General features: G+C 31.6%; 16 protein-coding genes. 4 read left to right on the forward strand and 12 right to left on the reverse strand.

Features of this window, described 5'->3' with window-relative positions; translation table 11 throughout:
• Positions 1-4: 4 nt before the first annotated feature.
• Positions 5-853 (reverse strand): glycosyltransferase family 2 protein, encoded by an 849-nt coding sequence (locus tag V1468_RS15225; protein ID WP_331811065.1) that lies wholly within the window; start codon positions 851-853, stop codon positions 5-7.
• A gap of 182 nt (positions 854-1,035) precedes the next feature.
• Between V1468_RS15225 and V1468_RS15230 the strand changes: the two genes are divergently transcribed.
• Positions 1,036-1,707, forward strand: a complete 672-nt coding sequence (locus V1468_RS15230; RefSeq protein ID WP_331811066.1) for a sulfotransferase family 2 domain-containing protein — start codon at positions 1,036-1,038, stop codon at positions 1,705-1,707.
• An 8-nt stretch (positions 1,708-1,715) separates the two neighbouring features.
• Here the strand turns inward: V1468_RS15230 and V1468_RS15235 are convergent, their stop codons facing one another.
• The 11 genes from V1468_RS15235 to V1468_RS15285 form a co-directional block, all read right to left on the reverse strand.
• A complete protein-coding gene (locus V1468_RS15235) occupies positions 1,716-2,924 on the reverse strand; it encodes a glycosyltransferase family 4 protein (protein ID WP_331811067.1) in 1,209 nt (402 codons plus the stop codon).
• Positions 2,924-3,685, reverse strand: coding sequence for a class I SAM-dependent DNA methyltransferase (locus V1468_RS15240; RefSeq protein WP_331811068.1), 762 nt, complete (start codon positions 3,683-3,685; stop codon positions 2,924-2,926). Before V1468_RS15240 ends, V1468_RS15235 begins: the two co-directional genes overlap by 1 nt.
• Positions 3,678-4,787 (reverse strand): DegT/DnrJ/EryC1/StrS family aminotransferase, encoded by a 1,110-nt coding sequence (locus tag V1468_RS15245; RefSeq protein ID WP_331811069.1) that lies wholly within the window; start codon positions 4,785-4,787, stop codon positions 3,678-3,680. Before V1468_RS15245 ends, V1468_RS15240 begins: the two co-directional genes overlap by 8 nt.
• Positions 4,784-5,215: a cupin domain-containing protein gene (locus tag V1468_RS15250; RefSeq protein WP_331811070.1), complete on the reverse strand. Its 432-nt coding sequence runs from the start codon at positions 5,213-5,215 to the stop codon at positions 4,784-4,786. The genes V1468_RS15245 and V1468_RS15250 overlap by 4 nt, the downstream gene beginning before the upstream one ends.
• Complete coding sequence (locus V1468_RS15255) at positions 5,215-6,180, reverse strand: sulfotransferase family protein (RefSeq protein ID WP_331811071.1); 966 nt, start codon at positions 6,178-6,180, stop codon at positions 5,215-5,217. Before V1468_RS15255 ends, V1468_RS15250 begins: the two co-directional genes overlap by 1 nt.
• A 1-nt stretch (position 6,181) precedes the next feature.
• Positions 6,182-7,453 carry an ABC transporter ATP-binding protein gene (locus V1468_RS15260; protein WP_331811151.1) on the reverse strand — a complete coding sequence of 424 codons (1,272 nt, stop codon included), beginning with the start codon at positions 7,451-7,453 and terminating at the stop codon, positions 6,182-6,184.
• A complete protein-coding gene (locus tag V1468_RS15265) occupies positions 7,453-8,319 on the reverse strand; it encodes an ABC transporter permease (protein WP_331811072.1) in 867 nt (288 codons plus the stop codon). The genes V1468_RS15260 and V1468_RS15265 overlap by 1 nt, the downstream gene beginning before the upstream one ends.
• Before the next feature lie 623 nt (positions 8,320-8,942).
• Positions 8,943-10,238 (reverse strand): nucleotide sugar dehydrogenase, encoded by a 1,296-nt coding sequence (locus tag V1468_RS15270; RefSeq protein WP_331811073.1) that lies wholly within the window; start codon positions 10,236-10,238, stop codon positions 8,943-8,945.
• Positions 10,235-10,825, reverse strand: a complete 591-nt coding sequence (locus V1468_RS15275) for a sugar transferase (protein ID WP_331811074.1) — start codon at positions 10,823-10,825, stop codon at positions 10,235-10,237. Before V1468_RS15275 ends, V1468_RS15270 begins: the two co-directional genes overlap by 4 nt.
• Before the next feature lie 15 nt (positions 10,826-10,840).
• The gene (locus tag V1468_RS15280) at positions 10,841-13,312 is read right to left on the reverse strand and encodes a polysaccharide biosynthesis tyrosine autokinase (protein WP_331811075.1); all 2,472 of its coding nucleotides are present in this window, start codon (positions 13,310-13,312) and stop codon (positions 10,841-10,843) included.
• Between the two features lie 3 nt (positions 13,313-13,315).
• Positions 13,316-14,119 carry a polysaccharide biosynthesis/export family protein gene (locus V1468_RS15285; RefSeq protein WP_331811076.1) on the reverse strand — a complete coding sequence of 268 codons (804 nt, stop codon included), beginning with the start codon at positions 14,117-14,119 and terminating at the stop codon, positions 13,316-13,318.
• A 107-nt stretch (positions 14,120-14,226) separates the two neighbouring features.
• Between V1468_RS15285 and V1468_RS15290 the strand changes: the two genes are divergently transcribed.
• The 3 genes from V1468_RS15290 to V1468_RS15300 all read left to right on the forward strand — a co-directional run bounded on the left by V1468_RS15290 (position 14,227) and on the right by V1468_RS15300 (position 17,674).
• Positions 14,227-16,089, forward strand: a complete 1,863-nt coding sequence (locus V1468_RS15290) for an ABC-F family ATP-binding cassette domain-containing protein (protein ID WP_331811077.1) — start codon at positions 14,227-14,229, stop codon at positions 16,087-16,089.
• Positions 16,090-16,128: 39 nt separating this feature from the next.
• On the forward strand, positions 16,129-16,899 hold the full coding sequence (locus V1468_RS15295; protein ID WP_331811079.1) for an O-methyltransferase: 771 nt from the start codon (positions 16,129-16,131) through the stop codon (positions 16,897-16,899).
• An 88-nt stretch (positions 16,900-16,987) separates the two neighbouring features.
• Positions 16,988-17,674 (forward strand): ABC transporter ATP-binding protein, encoded by a 687-nt coding sequence (locus V1468_RS15300; RefSeq protein WP_331811080.1) that lies wholly within the window; start codon positions 16,988-16,990, stop codon positions 17,672-17,674.
• Positions 17,675-17,753 lie beyond the last annotated feature (79 nt).

The following is a 17,753-nucleotide window of genomic DNA, read 5'->3' on the forward strand; positions in this document are numbered from 1 at the left end:
CACTCTAATTAATTATTGTAGGTTTACCAAAATATCTATTTTGAAATTTATAAAATGTATTACGCAGGCTTTTAATCTTTGTCATAAATAATACTTTTCGAATGCTCTTAAGTAGAAAAATATTCAACTTATCTTTAAGAAACAGTCTCTTTTCATTGTGCTTTACAGATTTATTGGCTTCCGAAATATAAATATCTTGATTTTCTGATTGTTGTCCTTTTCGTTTTCTAAATGCACTTAATTGCTCTTTGTAGAAATATAATTTATGATTTCTAAAAAAACGCAACCAAAGATCAAAATCTGCTGCTAATGAATAGGAGGTGTTTAACCGACCTCCTGCTTGTTCCCATATACTTCGTCTCCAAAACGTAGACTCTTGCTGAATAAATGAGAAGTCCCTAGCATGATTATGCAAATAAAAGAATAATGGATTAAACACTTTTGCATCTTGCCCTTGCCACGTTACTTCATTTTGCTCATTAATAATCGTTGGATAGCCCATCAACCAATTGACATTTGGATTATTATTAAAAACTTCAGCTACTTTAAAAAGAGATTTTTCCGCTAATAAATCATCACTATTTATCCAACACATAATGCTTCCTGTAGCTTTTAGAAAACCTTTATTAATAGCATCATACATCCCATTATCTTTTTCAGATATCCAATAATGTAGTTGTGACTCGTATTTTTTGATAATAGCTACGGAATTGTCAGTACTTTTACCATCAATAACAATATATTCTAGATTGGGATAACCTTGATCTAACACAGATTTTATGGTCTGCTCTAAAAACCTATCTTGGTTATAATTAGGTGTTACTACTGAAATTTTAGGGTAATCTTTATTCATTACACTTTTTACCATATGCTTAACCCACTAAATTCTTTAGCAAATAGCAACCATTAATTTATTATCTCTTATACTTATCTTTTGCAAGATAAACTGAATTATCAATTTTAAAAGTTGATATTTGTAAATATAAATCTATTTATTACGAATCAAAAAGTGTTGAGATATTAATTCTTTTGCATATGATTTCTAAAGAACATAAATGCATTTTTATCCATAATTTTAAAACTGGAGGGACAAGTATCGAAAGAAAACTTGGACATTTTGATGAACTTAAAAGAGATGTTCAAGACCATAGAACAATAAAAGACATAGAGTTGATTTTTGATAAAAATTATCACTTAAAAAAATGTCTTTATGCCTTAAAAATAGGAAAACCTAAAAGCAGTTATTCTTTTTTTAAAAACCTTACAAATCCTGAAATATCAAAAAAAGAATACAAAAACTACTATAAATTTTCTTTTGTTAGAAATCCTTGGGCAAGATTATTTTCGTGGTATAGAAATGTAATGAAAGATGAATCTCATAGGCAGGCATACAACATAAAAGACTTAGAGTACCCGTTTCTAAAATTTTTGCAAGAAAAAGTACATCATTCCACCTTTTCTCAATGGCATTTTATAACAAACAAAAAAGGAGATATACCATTAGACTTTATTGGTAGATTTGAGAACCTTCAAGATGATTTTAATATTGTTTGCAATGAATTAAATATAGATGATGCAATTTTACCAAAATTGCTATTTAGACAATACGACCATTACACAAATCACTACACCCCAGAAACAATAGACTTTATTAATAAAAATTATAAAAAGGAAATTGATTATTTTAAATTTGAGTTTGGCGAATAAGCTTACAACTATTTTAATGCAGCCAACAAATGTTCTTCAATTTTTGCGACCGCATTATTGCCATTAAACTTAGAGTTAGCTAACTCAACAGATGCTTTTTCTAACAAAGACTCTCTTTTAATGTGATCTAAAACAGTTAGCATACTCTTAACTATTTCATCTTCATTCTCAGGATTAAAATACAAAGCGCCATCACCTAACTGCTCTCTATGACCTAAAAAGTCTGAACACAATACTGGACAGCCCAATACCCTTGCTTCCAAAGGTGGCATATTTGTAGGACCTAAAAGTGAAGGAAAAACTAAAGCTAATGCCTTTTTATATAAGGTATACAACTCTTCATTAGAAACAAATCCGGTATAAATAATGCTAGACTCTAATTGTTTTGCTTTTATTAAACTAAGTATATTTTCTAACTCGCCCTTATCGCTTCCACTTAACACTAGTTTTATACTTGGATAATTTTTTAAAACACTCTCAAAAGCAGAAATTAATATTTCATGATTTTTATGTTTCCAAAATTGAGCTGGATACATAAAAAACTTATTTTTCTCTAGTTTTAACTTATTAAGAATTTGTGATTGAGTCTCTTCTGAAACATTGAGATGTACAAGATTTCCAGGAAAAATTGGAACAACTTTTATTTTGTCCTCTGGTATTGCAAGCAAATCTATTAATTCTTTTCTACCTGCTTCTGATTCTGTAAATATATATTTTGCTTTAGGTAATACACATTCATACCAATTAGTACGAGTCATTAACTCTTTTGGTTCCGTGACTTCTGGAAAAGGCGGTAACGTTAAATGCCCTAAATCCCAGTTAGTGGATATAAACGGAAATCTAGGAATATAGCATTGCATTGGTGAAACATAGTATATTAAATCTATCTTATTTTTTTCAATTTGAAAATGCAACTTTTGTATGACCTCGTTATTGTGCTTTTGTTGAATTACACGTTTTAATCTTTTTAGAAAACCAGTTTTACGCGATAACTCAACTATTGCATTTTGAAAAAAAGAGAGCTTTTTTCCTTCCGTATTAATAACAACATAAGGTTTTGTAAACTTGTAATTACTGATATTAGCACTAATAAAGCATACTTCTAATTTGGAATTAAATGTTTTTTTATCGATTAATTCTACCAACTTAGAGTTATACGAAAACCCACCACCAACAGAGGGTACCATTGCACTATCAATCCATACAGCTACCTTCATTATCTATTCTTTTTTGCTACAACAACTACATTCCAGGTGGATGCTGTTGGTTTATCTAATGTCATCCAGGTGTAATAATTCTCTAATTCAAACCCATTATTATTTAGCATGTAACGTAACTCAGGAATAAAAAGATATCTCATAGTATGCTTCTCTGAAATATTTTCATACTCATTTTTAATTTTATCCTTAATAGCAATATCAAATAAGACATTTACAACATTATCATTTACAAAAACTTGAGGTGTTGCAGTTCTATGCACTGAAAGCTGTTTATTCTCCAATTTTTTTTCTCTTACTACTGGAGGATCCGTTAGAACTCCAGGACCGTACCAAAAATCGAAAATAAAAAGTCCATCTGGTTTTAAATGATATTGAGCTGTTTGTAGTGTTTTTTGAATTTTTTCGTTCGTATCCTGATAGCTAACCACATGAAAAAGACTTAATACAACATCAAATTTTCTTTTTGATCTGTAGTTAATTATATCGCCTTCAAAAAAACAGAGGTTATCATCTTCTCTGTTTTTTTCTTTGGCTATTTTAATCATTTGTGAAGATAAATCGACTCCCTCAACAAAATACCCTTTCTCGGAAAAAATCTTTGCATGATTACCTGTACCACATCCAAGTTCTAATAATGTTAGTTTATCATCAGAAAAACTTTGCTTTATTAACTTTTGTAAATACTCTACCTCTCCATTATAATCCTTATCTTGATATAATAAATCATAATATTTAGCGTAAAGATTAAACCTATCCATTAGCTATTATTTTTATCAAATTTTCAGCTACTTCGTCTATTTGAGTATTGGTGATTCCTAAACCCGATGGTATGTAAAAACCATTTCTTGCTAATTTTTCTGCAACAGGAAATTTATTAGAATTAAAGAAACCTAAATTGTTAAATACTGGTTGCTCATGCATGCACCAAAAAAAAGGTCTTGTTCCTATTTTTAATTCACCTAGTTTTTTTTGCACTCTAACAGACTGTTCTTCGGTCTTAGCTATTAGTCCGTAAACCCAATATATATTTTCAGCATACTCGGTTTGTGCTAATGGAAGGTGCAAGTCTATTTTATTACTAAAATGCTCATTATATTTTTTTCCAATAGCTCTTTTTCTTTGTATGATAGTATCTATCTGTTCTAGTTGAGCTACACCAAGTGCTGCTTGCATGTTTGTCATTCTGTAGTTCCACCCAATTTCCTTATGAACAAATCTTCTTTCCTTTTCAAAACATAAGTTTCTTAGTTTTTTGCAACGTTCTGCAATATTCGCATCAGATGTAAGAATCATTCCACCTTCTCCAGTAGTAATATGTTTGTTTGGATAAAAACTAAAAATACTTACATCTCCAAAAGCACCACATTTTTTACCATTATAGGTTTGACCATGCATTTCTGCCGCATCTTCAATAATCTTTAAGTTGTACTTTTTTGCTAATTGAAGTATAGGGTTCATATCTACTGGTAAGCCATAAATATGCACAACAAGTATTGCCTTTGTTTTTGAGGTAATCTTAGCTTCTATTTGATGTACATCCATATTCCAAGTATCTTCATTAGAATCTACCAAAACCGGAACCAAACCTTGACTAATAAGACTCTGTACAGGCGATATTATTGTAAAGGTTGGACATATTACCTCACTTCCCTTCTCAAAATTCAGTGCTTTTATAGCTACGTCTAATGCCGCAGAGCCGTTAGAAACTGCAATACCATAGTCTTTACCAACATATTTAGAAAATTCATTCTCAAAACGAGATACAAAAGGGCCTTCTGAAGAGATCCATCCTGAGTCTATACACTCTTCTAGATATTTTTTTTCATTTCCATTAAGTAATGGGACATTTACAGGAATCATTCTATTATTTGAATTTTTTTTGAGTCTACTGGCTCAAATCTTGTTTTATCTTTATCGCCCGAATATGGCCCTTGTTTTACTTCTATAATTTCACTTTCTTCAAGCATTTCAAAACCGTGTCCTCCAGATGCTAAAAGAATGATGTCACCTTTTTCTAGAACTCTACTTTTTAGATATATTTTTTCTTCATCATAAAAATCAACTCTAACTTTTCCGGATTTAATAAATAAAACTTCTTGAGTCCAAACAACTTCTCTTTTAACTGGGTTGTGTACATGAGGCTCTATAACGTAATCCTTTTCTCGTTTCATGTAACCTAATTGCTGTGAAAAACTATTAGGTGTAAAAAATGCAATACCTTCTTTTTCAAATTTTGAAGACACAATGATTGCAAGTAAATTATTTTTATATTTTATTTCTTCTACCATTATGAGATCTTGCTTTGTAGTTTTATTAAAACTCTCTTTTTAATTAATTGAAAAATACTTAAATTTTCTTCTTTCTTCATTAATAAATCTAATGGAATAGTTACTATTTTCTTTTTATTAGGAACATAATCTATTAAATCTTTTTCTATTGCTTCTAGGTCATAATAACTGCTACCATTCCCTTTTAGTATTCTTAGATAGTCTAAAGCTAGTTTTTTCTTCTGTGTTGTATTTATTGTTTTTTTCCAAGAAGTTATATAACTATCAACAGGTTTGGAATGTTTATCTAAGCTTTTTGTGTCTAAATGTAATGAATTTGTAAATTTCCCTTGCAATTGATAATTCATTTGTAAAGGTGTATCTAGAGCGAGGTAGTTACTTATCTTACTTAAAGCTTCTTCGGTATTATTTATTAAGTCTTCATACTTAATTGTAACGCTATTTTGCTTAGCCCTAATACCTTCTTCAATTAGTTTTGGTGCTAAAAAAAGGTCATCTATTCTGTCTTCTGATTTTAAAAATGTTTTATAATCACCTTTAAAATTATAGTCTAATATTGAAGCAAATACGGCTAAAGGATTTCTTACTAGAAAAATAAATTTTGCCTTAGGAAAAATCTCTATCAACTCATTTATTATGTGATAGTATCTTGGTGTTTTGTCTAAAAAATATTGATGATTCCCAATCTTATCTTCATATAGATTAAGTGCTAATTGTTTTACCGTATTCTTATATTTTTCTATACCATTTTCTGTTTCCTCTAAATATCTGGTAAAATTTTCCACTGCAAAATAAGGATTATATGCAGAAGTGATTGAGTTTTTCTTATAGGTATAAATTAATGGTAACATTTGCCATGGCTCTGGTGATGAGACGATAGCTTCATTACTATGCAAAATTTGTTGCAGTAGAGAAGACCCTGATCTTGGTTGAGAGATTATAAAAATTAGTGATGACTCTTTCACTTCAAATTTGTTTTTGAGATTCCCATATGCAATTTAAAGATACACAACCCATATCATCTTTTTGATAGTTCTCGAAACCAGAACCCGTCTCTTCAATAATAAAATGTATCACATTATTTAGTTTACGAATTAATTTCTTCTTATGTATATGAAAACCAACAACTAATCTGTATTGATTAGGCATTAATATTGAAGCTGGTATTTTTACTATAACATTATAGACTCCTTGCTTTGTTATACCAACATCTGACAGTAAAACATTAGAAGAAAAAACAACTCTTTCAAACTGATCAATAGTTTTAAATCCTAATTTAGCAGAGAGGTCTTCAGTATCTACACTAATCTTAAAACTAACATTCACACTTTCGTTAAAACCAAAGGTATCTGCTAATTGGTCTTCCTTCAAGACATTAATTTCTAATATATCTGAACCTTGATTTGGTTCTCTATTTATAAAACGAGAGGTATTCTCTCTAACACCAGAATTTAAATAGTAATCAACAGCTTTTTCTGTATCACCCTCAAAAGTTTTGGTTCCGTTTTCTAACACTATGCATCTTGTGCATAGATTCTTCACCGCAGCCATATTATGGCTTACAAATAATACAGTTCTTCCCTCGCCTTTAGAAATCTCTTGCATTTTACCTATGGCTTTTTTCTGAAATTCGGCATCACCAACAGCTAAAACCTCATCGATTACCAAAATATCGGGTTCTAAATGTGCAGCAACAGCAAAAGCTAAACGGACTGTCATTCCACTACTATAACGCTTAACTGGTGTATCTATGTATCGTAAACATCCTGAAAAATCTATAATCTCGTCGATTTTTCTGGAGATTTCCGCTTTTGTCATTCCTAAGATCGCTCCATTGAGATAAATATTCTCTCTTCCTGTCATTTCGGGATGAAAACCTGTACCTACTTCTAATAAAGATGCTATTCTACCCTTTGATTTTATGGTTCCTAAGGTTGGGGCGGTTACTCTAGATAGTATTTTAAGCAATGTTGATTTACCTGCTCCATTCTTCCCTATTATTCCTAAAACCTCTCCTTGATTAACTTCAAAATTAATATTCTGTAATGCCCAAACATAATTAGAACTTCCTTGTTCTGATCTTATGTTTGTATCGCCAATTTTAAGATAAGGATCTTCTTTTCCCCTAACTCTACTCCACCAACGATTAAGATCCTGAGTAATGGTCCCAGTTCCTACCAATCCCAATCTATATTGTTTACCTATGCCTTCTACTTTTAATATCACATTTGAATGCATCATACTGTATCAATAAATGATTTTTCTGTTTTATTAAAAATCACTAATCCTATTAAAAATGTTAGAATACAGATAATTAATGTAATAAAGATTTTACTTACCTCTATACTTCCAACATTTAAAACTACAAATCTAAATCCTTCTATAATTTGGGATAAAGGGTTGTATTCTACCAAAGTCGCAACAGTATTTGGGAATTTATCTTTAGCTTCACTTAATGGATAAGGAACTGCTGACAAGTACATTAGTAACTGGACCCCAAACCCGACCAATACTGTTAGATCTCTGTATTTTGTGGTCATAGCAGATAATAGCATACCAAACCCCAATCCGAATAATGCCATCATAAAGACATATAATGGCAATAGCATCAAATAATTGACTGATACTGATAAGTTATCTCCCTTAATTAAATAGAAAACATAAAAACCTACAAGTATTAGAAATTGAATACCAAACTTCACTAAATTAGAAATCGTAACAGATAATGGCATTATAGCTCTAGGAAAGTAAACTTTTCCAAAAATATTCTGATTCTTTGTAAATGTATTAGAGGTACCTGTTAAGCATTGCTTGAAATAATTCCAAAGTGTGATTCCTGTTAAATTAAAAAGAAATGGATCTACGTTTCCTGTTTTTATTTGACCTAAATTATTAAAGATTAATGTAAAGATTATAGAGGTAAATAATGGTTGAATAACATACCATAATGGTCCTAGGATAGTTTGCTTATAAGCTGTTATTATATCTCGTTTTACAAAGAGAAAAAGCAAATCTCTATAGCGCCAAATTTCAGTAAAATTAAAGCTTACTAATTTTTGCTTCGAAGAGATTTCAAATAACCATTTGTCTTGAGTTGTCTTCAATTTATTCTTAATTACTTTGACGAATATAAGAAATGAATTAAAGCTTTTAGATAAAACTAGAGCCTTTTATCACATGAATAAAAACTTAGAAAAACTAAATCAAATAAAATTTTTTAAAGAAGGTATTAGAAACTTAATTAAAGTAATCCCAAGTTATTTTCAATCCTTCTCTAACTGTATATTGCGGCTTATAAACTAATAGGTTCTGCTTTAGAAATATCTGCCAAAGAATATCTTACATCTCATTGTGTTGGTGGTCCATGAACTGCTTCTAAATCAGAAACACTTACCTTATTTGGGATTGTAGGATTATTAATAGAATGCGACACAGAACCCAGGACTGCTTGATGTGTTAAACAATCAATACCATTAATTACTCTTTCACAAATTTCCAAATCTCTAATAACCTCTTCTAGTAATTCAAATCTATAATTTCGATTAAGTTTTCTTAATAACCGTTAGAAAAGTTATCTAGCTTTCTTTTCGCACTGTATTTTAATAAATATTCCACAATATTATATTAGAGCCTGTAAATCTAGATCCACCTGTAATCAAAAAACTTAATTGCGATAAATCTTGCTTTTGATATTGATTTGAGCACATAATAGGATGGGTATTTAATGTTACAGACGAGCATCTACTGTATCAATTGGCAATAAGGACTTAACATCAAACACGACACATTTATCTGATTTAAGGTTATCGATAGGTAATTCTAAAAATTCATTATGAGATACTGCTAAAATAATAGCATCGTAATTAGATTGTAAATCATCAATAGAAGATTTTAAATCTAGACTGTACTCATCCTTTACTTCTTTCTCAGAGGCCCATGGATCGTAAACGTCTACATTAACATGATAGGATTGTAATTCTTCAATAATATCAATAACTCTAGAGTTTCTAATATCAGGGCAATTCTCTTTAAAAGTTATACCTAAGACCAATGCCTTAGAGCCTTTTATGGTTGCACCTTTATTAATCATCATTTTAACAGTTTCTGTAGCTACATAGCTTCCCATACTATCGTTTACCTTACGACCTGCTAGAATAATTTCTGGATTATATCCACACTCTATTGCTTTTTGTGCCAAGTAATAAGGATCTACACCAATACAGTGACCACCCACTAAACCTGGAGAAAACTTTAAAAAATTCCATTTTGTACCTGCAGCTTCTAAAACAGCTTTGGTATCAATATCTAATAGTCTGAAGATTTTTGACAACTCATTAACGAAGGCAATATTTATATCACGCTGTGAATTTTCAATTACTTTGGCAGCCTCAGCTACTTTTATTGATGGAGCTAAGTGAGTGCCTGCAGTGATAACCTTTTTATAAAGCCGATCTACTCTTTCTGCAATCTCAGGTGTTGAGCCAGAGGTTACCTTTAAAATTTTAGTAACGGTATGTTTCTTATCACCTGGGTTGATACGCTCGGGCGAATAACCTGCATAAAAATCCTTATTGAATTTAAGACCTGATACTTTTTCTAAAACCGGAATACAAATATCTTCTGTTGCCCCAGGATATACCGTAGATTCATAAACAACAATATCATCATTCTTTAAAACCTTACCTACAGTTTCACTTGCTTTTATGAGAGGTATAAATACTGGACGTTTTAACTCGTCCGTAGGAGTCGGCACAGTAATAATATAATAATTAACTACTTCTAACGCTTCTAAATCATCTGTTATAAACAAACCTTTATCAGCACTTATATCTGAAGTTAAAACAGATTTAAGGTTGTCATTATCAACTTCTAATGTTTTATCTATACCATAATTTAACTCATTAACTCTTTGTTTATTAATATCAAAACCAACAACAAAAAATTGCTTTGCAAATTCTACAGCTAATGGTAAACCAACATAACCTAATCCTATAATTGCAATTTTATCTTCAGAATGTGTCATCTGTCAAAAATAGATTTTAAAATAAGCTTCAAATCTAAATAAAAACTATAATTTAATACGTAGTTTTTATTGATTTTCACTTTATCAACCCAAATAATTCTCCGATTATAATCCTCTGGATCTTCTTGTTGATTTAACAATAACTCTTCTTCTTTATACTTTAGGGTTGCCTCACCCGTAACACCAGGTTTAACTAATAACACTATCCTGTCATCACCTTCTAGTTTATCAGCAAAACCCTCAACATCTGGTCTAGGTCCAACAAAACTCATATCCCCTTTAAGAACGTTAAACAATTGAGGAAGTTCATCTAATTTTGTTCGTCTTAAAACTTTACCAAATGAGGTTGCGCTTTTATCTAGGTGACCTAATCGGTGTTTTCCTTCTTTGAGGGTTCTAATCTTATAAATTTTGAAAAGCTTACCACGCTGCCCAACCCTATATTGCGAAAAAACACCAAACTTCTTTGTATCTATTGAAGATATAATTATTAATAAACAAATTGGCACAATTAATAATGGTAACAATACTAAAACCAAGATAATGTCAAATAATCTCTTACATTGAAGTTGCCGTCTTGTAATCAAAATCTAGATGTTAGATTATTTGAATCGTTTGAATATATTCTTGATTTTTTGAAACCATGTTTGATTATCTTTTTCATGATAGGCATTTCCGTAAACACCATAACCGTAACCATAGCTATAACCATATCCATAATTATGCCCACGCTTATATCTATAAAAGTTCAATAAATAACTTATATTTTTAAGTTCACCTTTCTTATACTTATCATCAACCAAGCGTAACATACCTTCTTTAGTATAATCTAATCTAACCATAAAAATAGAAGCATCTGCAAACTTAACAAGTTCTAAAGCGTCGGTAACCAAACCTAAAGGTGGTGTATCAAGAATTATCATATCATAATCATTCTTTAAAATCTCTAAGAGGTCTTCAAGTTTTTTACTCATTAATAACTCTGATGGGTTTGGTGGTATTGGACCAGATGTGATTAAATCTAGATTTTCAATATGTGTTTGTGTTATAACCTCATCAAGACTTGACTCATCAATTAAGTAATTAACCACTCCCTTTTCATTCTTTATCTTAAAATCACCAAATATCTTTGGTTTCCTTAAGTCTAATCCCAATAGGATGGTTTTCTTGCCTGACATAGCATATACAGTTGCTATATTTATAGAAGCATAAGTTTTTCCTTCTCCACTTACTGAAGATGTTATTAGCAATGTTTTGGCATTTGCAGATGCACCGTTGCTTTTTAATACAAACTGTAAACTCGACCTTACGGACCTAAAGGCTTCTGCTACTGCAGATTTTGGTTTCTCATAAGTAACCAAGTTATTATGATAATTGTACTTACCTATTAATCCCAAAATTGGAACCTTAGACATCCTACTAACTTCTTCTGCACTATTAATGGTATTATCTAAAAGATAGAGTATGAAAATTATAAAAATAGGCAGAAAAAAACCTATTAATAAAGCCATTATATAGTTTAAGGAAGTCTTAGGGCCAATTGGTCCATTACCAATATCTTTAGCTTCATCAATTACAGTAATATCAGAAACATTTGCAGCCTTAATAATTGCAGCTTCACTACGTTTTGCTTGATAAACCTCATAGGCCTCTCTACTAAGGTCTAGTTTTCGCTGAATCTTTAAATACTCTTGTTGATCTTTGGGTAACCCTAACAATTTAGACTCAAGATTAGCTATCTTTTTGTTAATTGTATTTAAGTTTTGAGATATTGTTTGTTTAGTTACTGCAATTGCCTCCAAAAGAACACTTTTTTCTGTATCGAGTCTTCTGTCTAACTCATCAAATAATATGGATCCTTCCTTAGTTGAATACTCCAAGTTTTTACGTTCAATAGATAATGAAATAATTCTACTTACACTTGTAAGTATGTTAACTTCTTCTATTCCTACAGAGGTTGGCGCAGCAATTTGAGAATAATCTGTTTTAGTCCTTAAATAATTTTCCAGATTATTGAGATAACTAAGCTTAGATTGTTCTTTTAATTTTTCTTGATCATATGTCTTTAATTGCTCTGAATATTGACTCATCTCCTCCTCTACATCATAAACTCTATTAGTCTTAATAAAGTCATCCATCTCATCAGTTACATTATTAAGCTTAATATTTACGGCATTAAGACTGCTATCAATAAACTTTATAGTATTTGTGGCATAAAGATTTTTTCTTTCTAACTCTGTCTTTTTTAAAATGTCTGTTGTTGCATTAAGAAAATCTACGATTTTAGTCTTATTCAACCCTATTAATGACAGTCTTAAAACAGAGGATGCATCATTAGATGATGTACCAATATTTATAGAATTTTTATAGTTATCAACAACCGAATCAAAATTTAAATATTTCACAAAATATTGATTGTTTGCTATGTATGGTCTCTCTTGTAGACGATTAATTATACCACTAAAAAATGGTAAGTCAATTTTTTCACCAAACTTATAATTTTTTGAAAACTCACCAGGTTTAGTTACAACCTCAACTTTGTTTTTGGTTGCATAAATTTGACCTGTTCTTGTATTTGATGTAAAAAGACAAGATAATTCAAAATTTTCTTCATCAAGAATTTTAATGCGTAAAGGGAGGCCTAAAACCTGTGGCTTTGTTTTATCTGTAATGACTTCAAAAGGTGATAATCCGTAAATATCTTCAAGATGATATTCACCTTGCTTTAGATATTGTTTGTAATACTCTAAAGAATCTATTACCCGTTCATTGTGCGTTCTTGTTTTAACTTCTGTAATAATACTTCCAACTTTATTAGAAACTCCTCCCCAATTAAATGAAATGCTTGTATTGGATGTAAAAAAAGGATTCTGATCGTTATCTACAGAAATTAAGGATTCTAAGCGATAAATATTTTGCTTTCTGACATTTATAAAATACGCTACTGTTAAACCTGCAATTACACAAATTAAGATTAAAGGCCAATAACCTAAAATCCTAAAAAGCAATCCATTAAAATCAAAACTTATTCGATTTGACTCATTTAATTCTATGTCGTCATATTGATTACTCATGTACTAAAGCCTTGTAAATATCAAAATACCTGAAGTTATAAGAGATGCAATTGTTGCTATTGTCGCCAAACTAGAAACTGCAGTTTCACCTGTTCCAATAGACTTTTGTCTTAAAGGCTTTACATAAATTATATCATTAGGCTGAATATAATAATAAGGTGACTGCATTACTTTTACATCTGTTAAATCTAAGTGATGTATTTTTTGCCCTTGCGGATATTGTCTTATAATCATTACATCTTTTCTGTTACCAGTTACAGGAATTTCACCAGAATTGGCAATCGCTTCAAAAATATTCACGCGCTCTTTAAATAGAGTTACTGTTCCTGGGTTATTAATTTCGCCTGTTGCTGTATATCGCAACCCAGAAAGTTTAACTGTAACAAAAATATTAGCCGTTTCTTTAAATTGTTCATCAAGTAACCTTTGCTCTATTAGCGCTTCTATTTCTTTAACGGTATAACCTAAAACATTAAAATAACCAAGTGTTGGTATTCTAATATTACCATGGACATCAACCGTAAAACCATCAAAATAAGCACGTTCGGCGCTGCTAGCTTCTAATGTATTGCTTTGACTTATGGGATTGAAAATCTGCACATTATCTTGGTCCAAAACCTTTATTCTTACATTCAAAATATCATCAATTTGTATGCGGTAAGGCTTCTGAACTTCAGATAAGTTGTAAGGGATAGTATCATTTGTTCCCGCTTCTTTATTCTGCAAATATAAAGTGTCTTTATGCGGAATACATGACGAGACAAAAATGCTGCTAAGAACAATAATCAAAAGCTTGATGCTTCTCATAGATATTACAGATGTTTACAGACAAATATAATGTATCACCACCAATAACAAAACTATTAGGTTTCTTTTTGGTTTATTTACGTTCTTTGTATAAAATTTTATAAAGTTTGAATTACCTCAACGTAGAAAACATATCAAAATCTTACGGAGAACTAGTACTTTTCCAAGATTTGTCATTTAGTATTCACAAAGACCAAAAGATTGCTTTTGTTGCTAAAAACGGAAGTGGAAAAACATCAATTCTAAATATCCTTTCTGGAAAAGACACACCAGATGAAGGTCAAGTTGTTGTTAGAAAAGGACTGCGATTAGCATTTTTAGATCAAGAACCAGACTTAGACCCTAAACTAACTATAGAAGAAACCATTTTTGCTTCAGATATACCTATTTTAAAGGTTATTGAAGCTTACGAAAAAGCACTTAAAAACCCTGAAGACACCGAAGCCTACCAGTTAGCTTTTGAAGCTATGGACAGAAACAATGCGTGGGAATTTGAAACCCAATACCAACAAATTCTATCGCAATTAAAGCTAGATGACTTAAGCTTAAAGGTGAGTGTACTCTCGGGTGGTCAACGTAAGCGTTTGGCTTTGGCCCAAGCGTTATTGAGTAAACCAGACATCTTAATCTTAGATGAGCCTACCAACCATCTCGATTTAGAAATGATAGAATGGTTAGAAGACTATTTTGCCAAAACCCAACAAACCCTCTTTATGGTAACACACGATCGTTACTTTTTAGAGCGTGTATGCAATGAAATTATTGAGCTAGACCACGGTCAGCTTTACACCTACAAAGGCAATTATTCTTATTACCTGGAAAAAAAAGAAGCCCGAATAGAAAATGAGGCTGCCGAAGTCGGCAAAGCCAAACAACTTTTTAAAAAAGAACTAGATTGGATGCGTCGCCAACCCAAAGCACGTACCACAAAATCTAAAAGTAGAATTGACGACTTTTTTGAAATAAAAAAGAAAGCGCATCAGCGCAGAAAAGACCATCAAGTACAGTTAGAAATTAATATGGAACGCCTTGGTAGTAAAATCATTGAGTTTCATAATGTATCTAAAGCGTTTAAAGACAAGAAAATTTTAGATGGGTTTGATTACACCTTTAAAAAAGGTGAGCGCATTGGTATTATTGGCAAAAATGGCACCGGAAAATCAACCTTTTTAAATCTCTTAACAGGAAGTCTTGATGCCGATGGAGGAAAAATAGTTATTGGCGAAACCGTAAAAATCGGTTACTACACACAAGGTGGTATCACAGTAAAACCTGAACAAAAAGTTATAGATGTCATCAGACAATTTGGCGATTACATTCCACTGGCAAAAGGTAGGCAAATAAGCGCGCAACAACTATTAGAACGGTTTCTTTTCGACAGAAAAAAACAATATGATTTTGTAGAAAAACTAAGTGGTGGCGAGCAAAAACGTCTATATCTATGTACAGTTTTAATTCAGAATCCTAATGTTTTAATTCTCGATGAGCCAACGAATGATTTAGATATTGTAACACTCAATGTCCTTGAAGATTTTCTGATGGATTTTCCTGGTGTGCTTTTAGTGGTATCGCACGACCGTTACTTTATGGATAAAATTGTAGATCATCTTTTTGTTTTTAGAGGTGAAGGTATTATTGAAGATTTCCCAGGAAATTACTCAGACTTTAGAGCTTACGACAGTAGTCAACCAAAACAAGTAGAAAGTACGGAAAAAGCTGACAATACTGAAGCTATTAAACAAAACGAAGCAGCAAAACTATCGTACAACGAACAAAAAGAATATAAGAATCTAGAATCTAAAATTCGTTCATTAGAGTTAGACAAAAAGGCCATGGAAGCTAAGTTTAACAATCCAGATTTATCTCAAGACGACATCAACAAACTTTCAGCAGAACTGCAAGTCATCATCGATACTATTGAAGAAAAAGAATTACGTTGGTTTGAATTGGCTGAACGATTAGAAAGCTAAAAAGATTTCTCTCAAAGGCGCAGAGACGCAAAGACAACAATGTACCAAATAATACAATACATAAAATTCCTTTTAAAATCCACCAATCAACATAGCGTACACTCGCCTTTTGTATATCAGTTTGTAACCAAATGTCTATACGACAAGAAGAAATACGATGCCTATAAAAAACTTCAGAATTATAGAAAAACACTAAAAAATTCAAAAGCAGAATTAGATATTACTGACCTAGGAGAAGGTTCAAAAACTTTAGGAAATGAAGTAAGAAAAGTGAGTCAAATGGTCTCAACGTCTAGTAGTACAAAAAAGGAAGCCAGACTATTATATCGAGTTGCGAAATATTTCAAATTAAGCTCTGTTTTAGAACTTGGCACTTCTCTCGGAATGGGAACCTATGCCTTTGCACTTGCTAATGAAAACTCTAAAATCATCACAGTTGAAGGCTGTAAAAACACCTCTAACTTTACACAATCTCAATTTCAGGATTTGGGCATCGATAATACCTACTTCAACATTGGTGCTTTTTCTTTTGAAATTGAAAAATTAGAACAGAAGCATTTCGACTGTATTTACTTTGACGGACATCACAACAAGGAAGCTACAATTCAATATTTTGAAGCACTTATACCCAAAGTACATAACGATTCTATCTTCATTTTTGACGACATCTATTGGTCCAAAGAAATGACCGAGGCTTGGGATTATATCAAAGCTCATAAAGCTGTTACTGTTACTGTAGATTGTTTTCATTTAGGCTTTGTATTCTTTAGAAAAGAACAAGCCAAAGAACATTTTAGAATTAGATTGTAACAAGCCGACAACTTTAACGTCTTATTGACAAACTGATTTTTAAATTCTTTATCTTGCAGAGGATTTAAACTACCAACAGAATTGTTTTATGAGCGACAACGTCATAGAGATTAGAGGCATTATAAGAGATTTTAAATTAGGACAAGAAATCGTTCATGTTCTAAAAGGTATAGATTTAGACATAAAACGTGGCGAATATGTTGCCATTATGGGACCATCTGGTTCTGGCAAATCTACACTAATGAATCTATTAGGTTGTTTAGATACACCTACTGCTGGCTCTTATAATTTAAACGGTAAAGACGTTAGCCAAATGACAGATGATGAGTTGGCAGACATTAGAAATACCGAAATAGGTTTCGTTTTTCAAACCTTTAACCTGTTACCAAGAACCACAGCTTTAGACAATGTTGGCTTACCAATGGTCTATGCAGGTGCCACAAAAAAAGAACGTGTAGACAGAGCTTCCGAAGTCTTAACCGATGTTGGTTTGGCCGACCGTATGGACCACAAACCTAATCAGCTATCTGGTGGACAAAGACAACGTGTTGCTGTTGGTCGCGCTCTGGTAAATAAACCATCTATCATCTTAGCCGATGAGCCTACAGGAAACTTAGATTCCAAAACTTCTTTGGAGATTATGGAATTATTTGATCAAATCCATGCTTCTGGCAACACGGTAATTATGGTTACGCACGAAGAAGACATTGCCGCACATGCCAAACGCGTTATTCGTTTACGTGATGGTATGATTGAGAGTGATACTTATAATTAGTGATTAGTGATTAGTGATTAGTGATTAGTGATTAGTGATTAGTGATTAGTGATTAGTGATTAGTGATTAGTGATTAGTG

Origin of the sequence: Winogradskyella poriferorum (genome assembly GCF_036553625.1) — a bacterium.
GTDB classification, from domain to species: domain Bacteria; phylum Bacteroidota; class Bacteroidia; order Flavobacteriales; family Flavobacteriaceae; genus Winogradskyella; species Winogradskyella poriferorum.

Coding starts and splice junctions, on each gene's coding strand:
- V1468_RS15300 (WP_331811080.1), top strand. CDS start 16,988: ATGAGCGACAACGTCATAGAGATTAGAGGCATTATAAGAGATTTTAAA.
- V1468_RS15225 (WP_331811065.1), bottom strand. CDS start 853: ATGAATAAAGATTACCCTAAAATTTCAGTAGTAACACCTAATTATAAC.
- V1468_RS15235 (WP_331811067.1), bottom strand. CDS start 2,924: ATGAAGGTAGCTGTATGGATTGATAGTGCAATGGTACCCTCTGTTGGT.
- V1468_RS15230 (WP_331811066.1), top strand. CDS start 1,036: ATGATTTCTAAAGAACATAAATGCATTTTTATCCATAATTTTAAAACT.
- V1468_RS15260 (WP_331811151.1), bottom strand. CDS start 7,453: ATGCATTCAAATGTGATATTAAAAGTAGAAGGCATAGGTAAACAATAT.
- V1468_RS15245 (WP_331811069.1), bottom strand. CDS start 4,787: ATGATTCCTGTAAATGTCCCATTACTTAATGGAAATGAAAAAAAATAT.
- V1468_RS15240 (WP_331811068.1), bottom strand. CDS start 3,685: ATGGATAGGTTTAATCTTTACGCTAAATATTATGATTTATTATATCAA.
- V1468_RS15280 (WP_331811075.1), bottom strand. CDS start 13,312: ATGAGTAATCAATATGACGACATAGAATTAAATGAGTCAAATCGAATA.
- V1468_RS15285 (WP_331811076.1), bottom strand. CDS start 14,119: ATGAGAAGCATCAAGCTTTTGATTATTGTTCTTAGCAGCATTTTTGTC.
- V1468_RS15270 (WP_331811073.1), bottom strand. CDS start 10,238: ATGACACATTCTGAAGATAAAATTGCAATTATAGGATTAGGTTATGTT.
- V1468_RS15250 (WP_331811070.1), bottom strand. CDS start 5,215: ATGGTAGAAGAAATAAAATATAAAAATAATTTACTTGCAATCATTGTG.
- V1468_RS15295 (WP_331811079.1), top strand. CDS start 16,129: ATGTACCAAATAATACAATACATAAAATTCCTTTTAAAATCCACCAAT.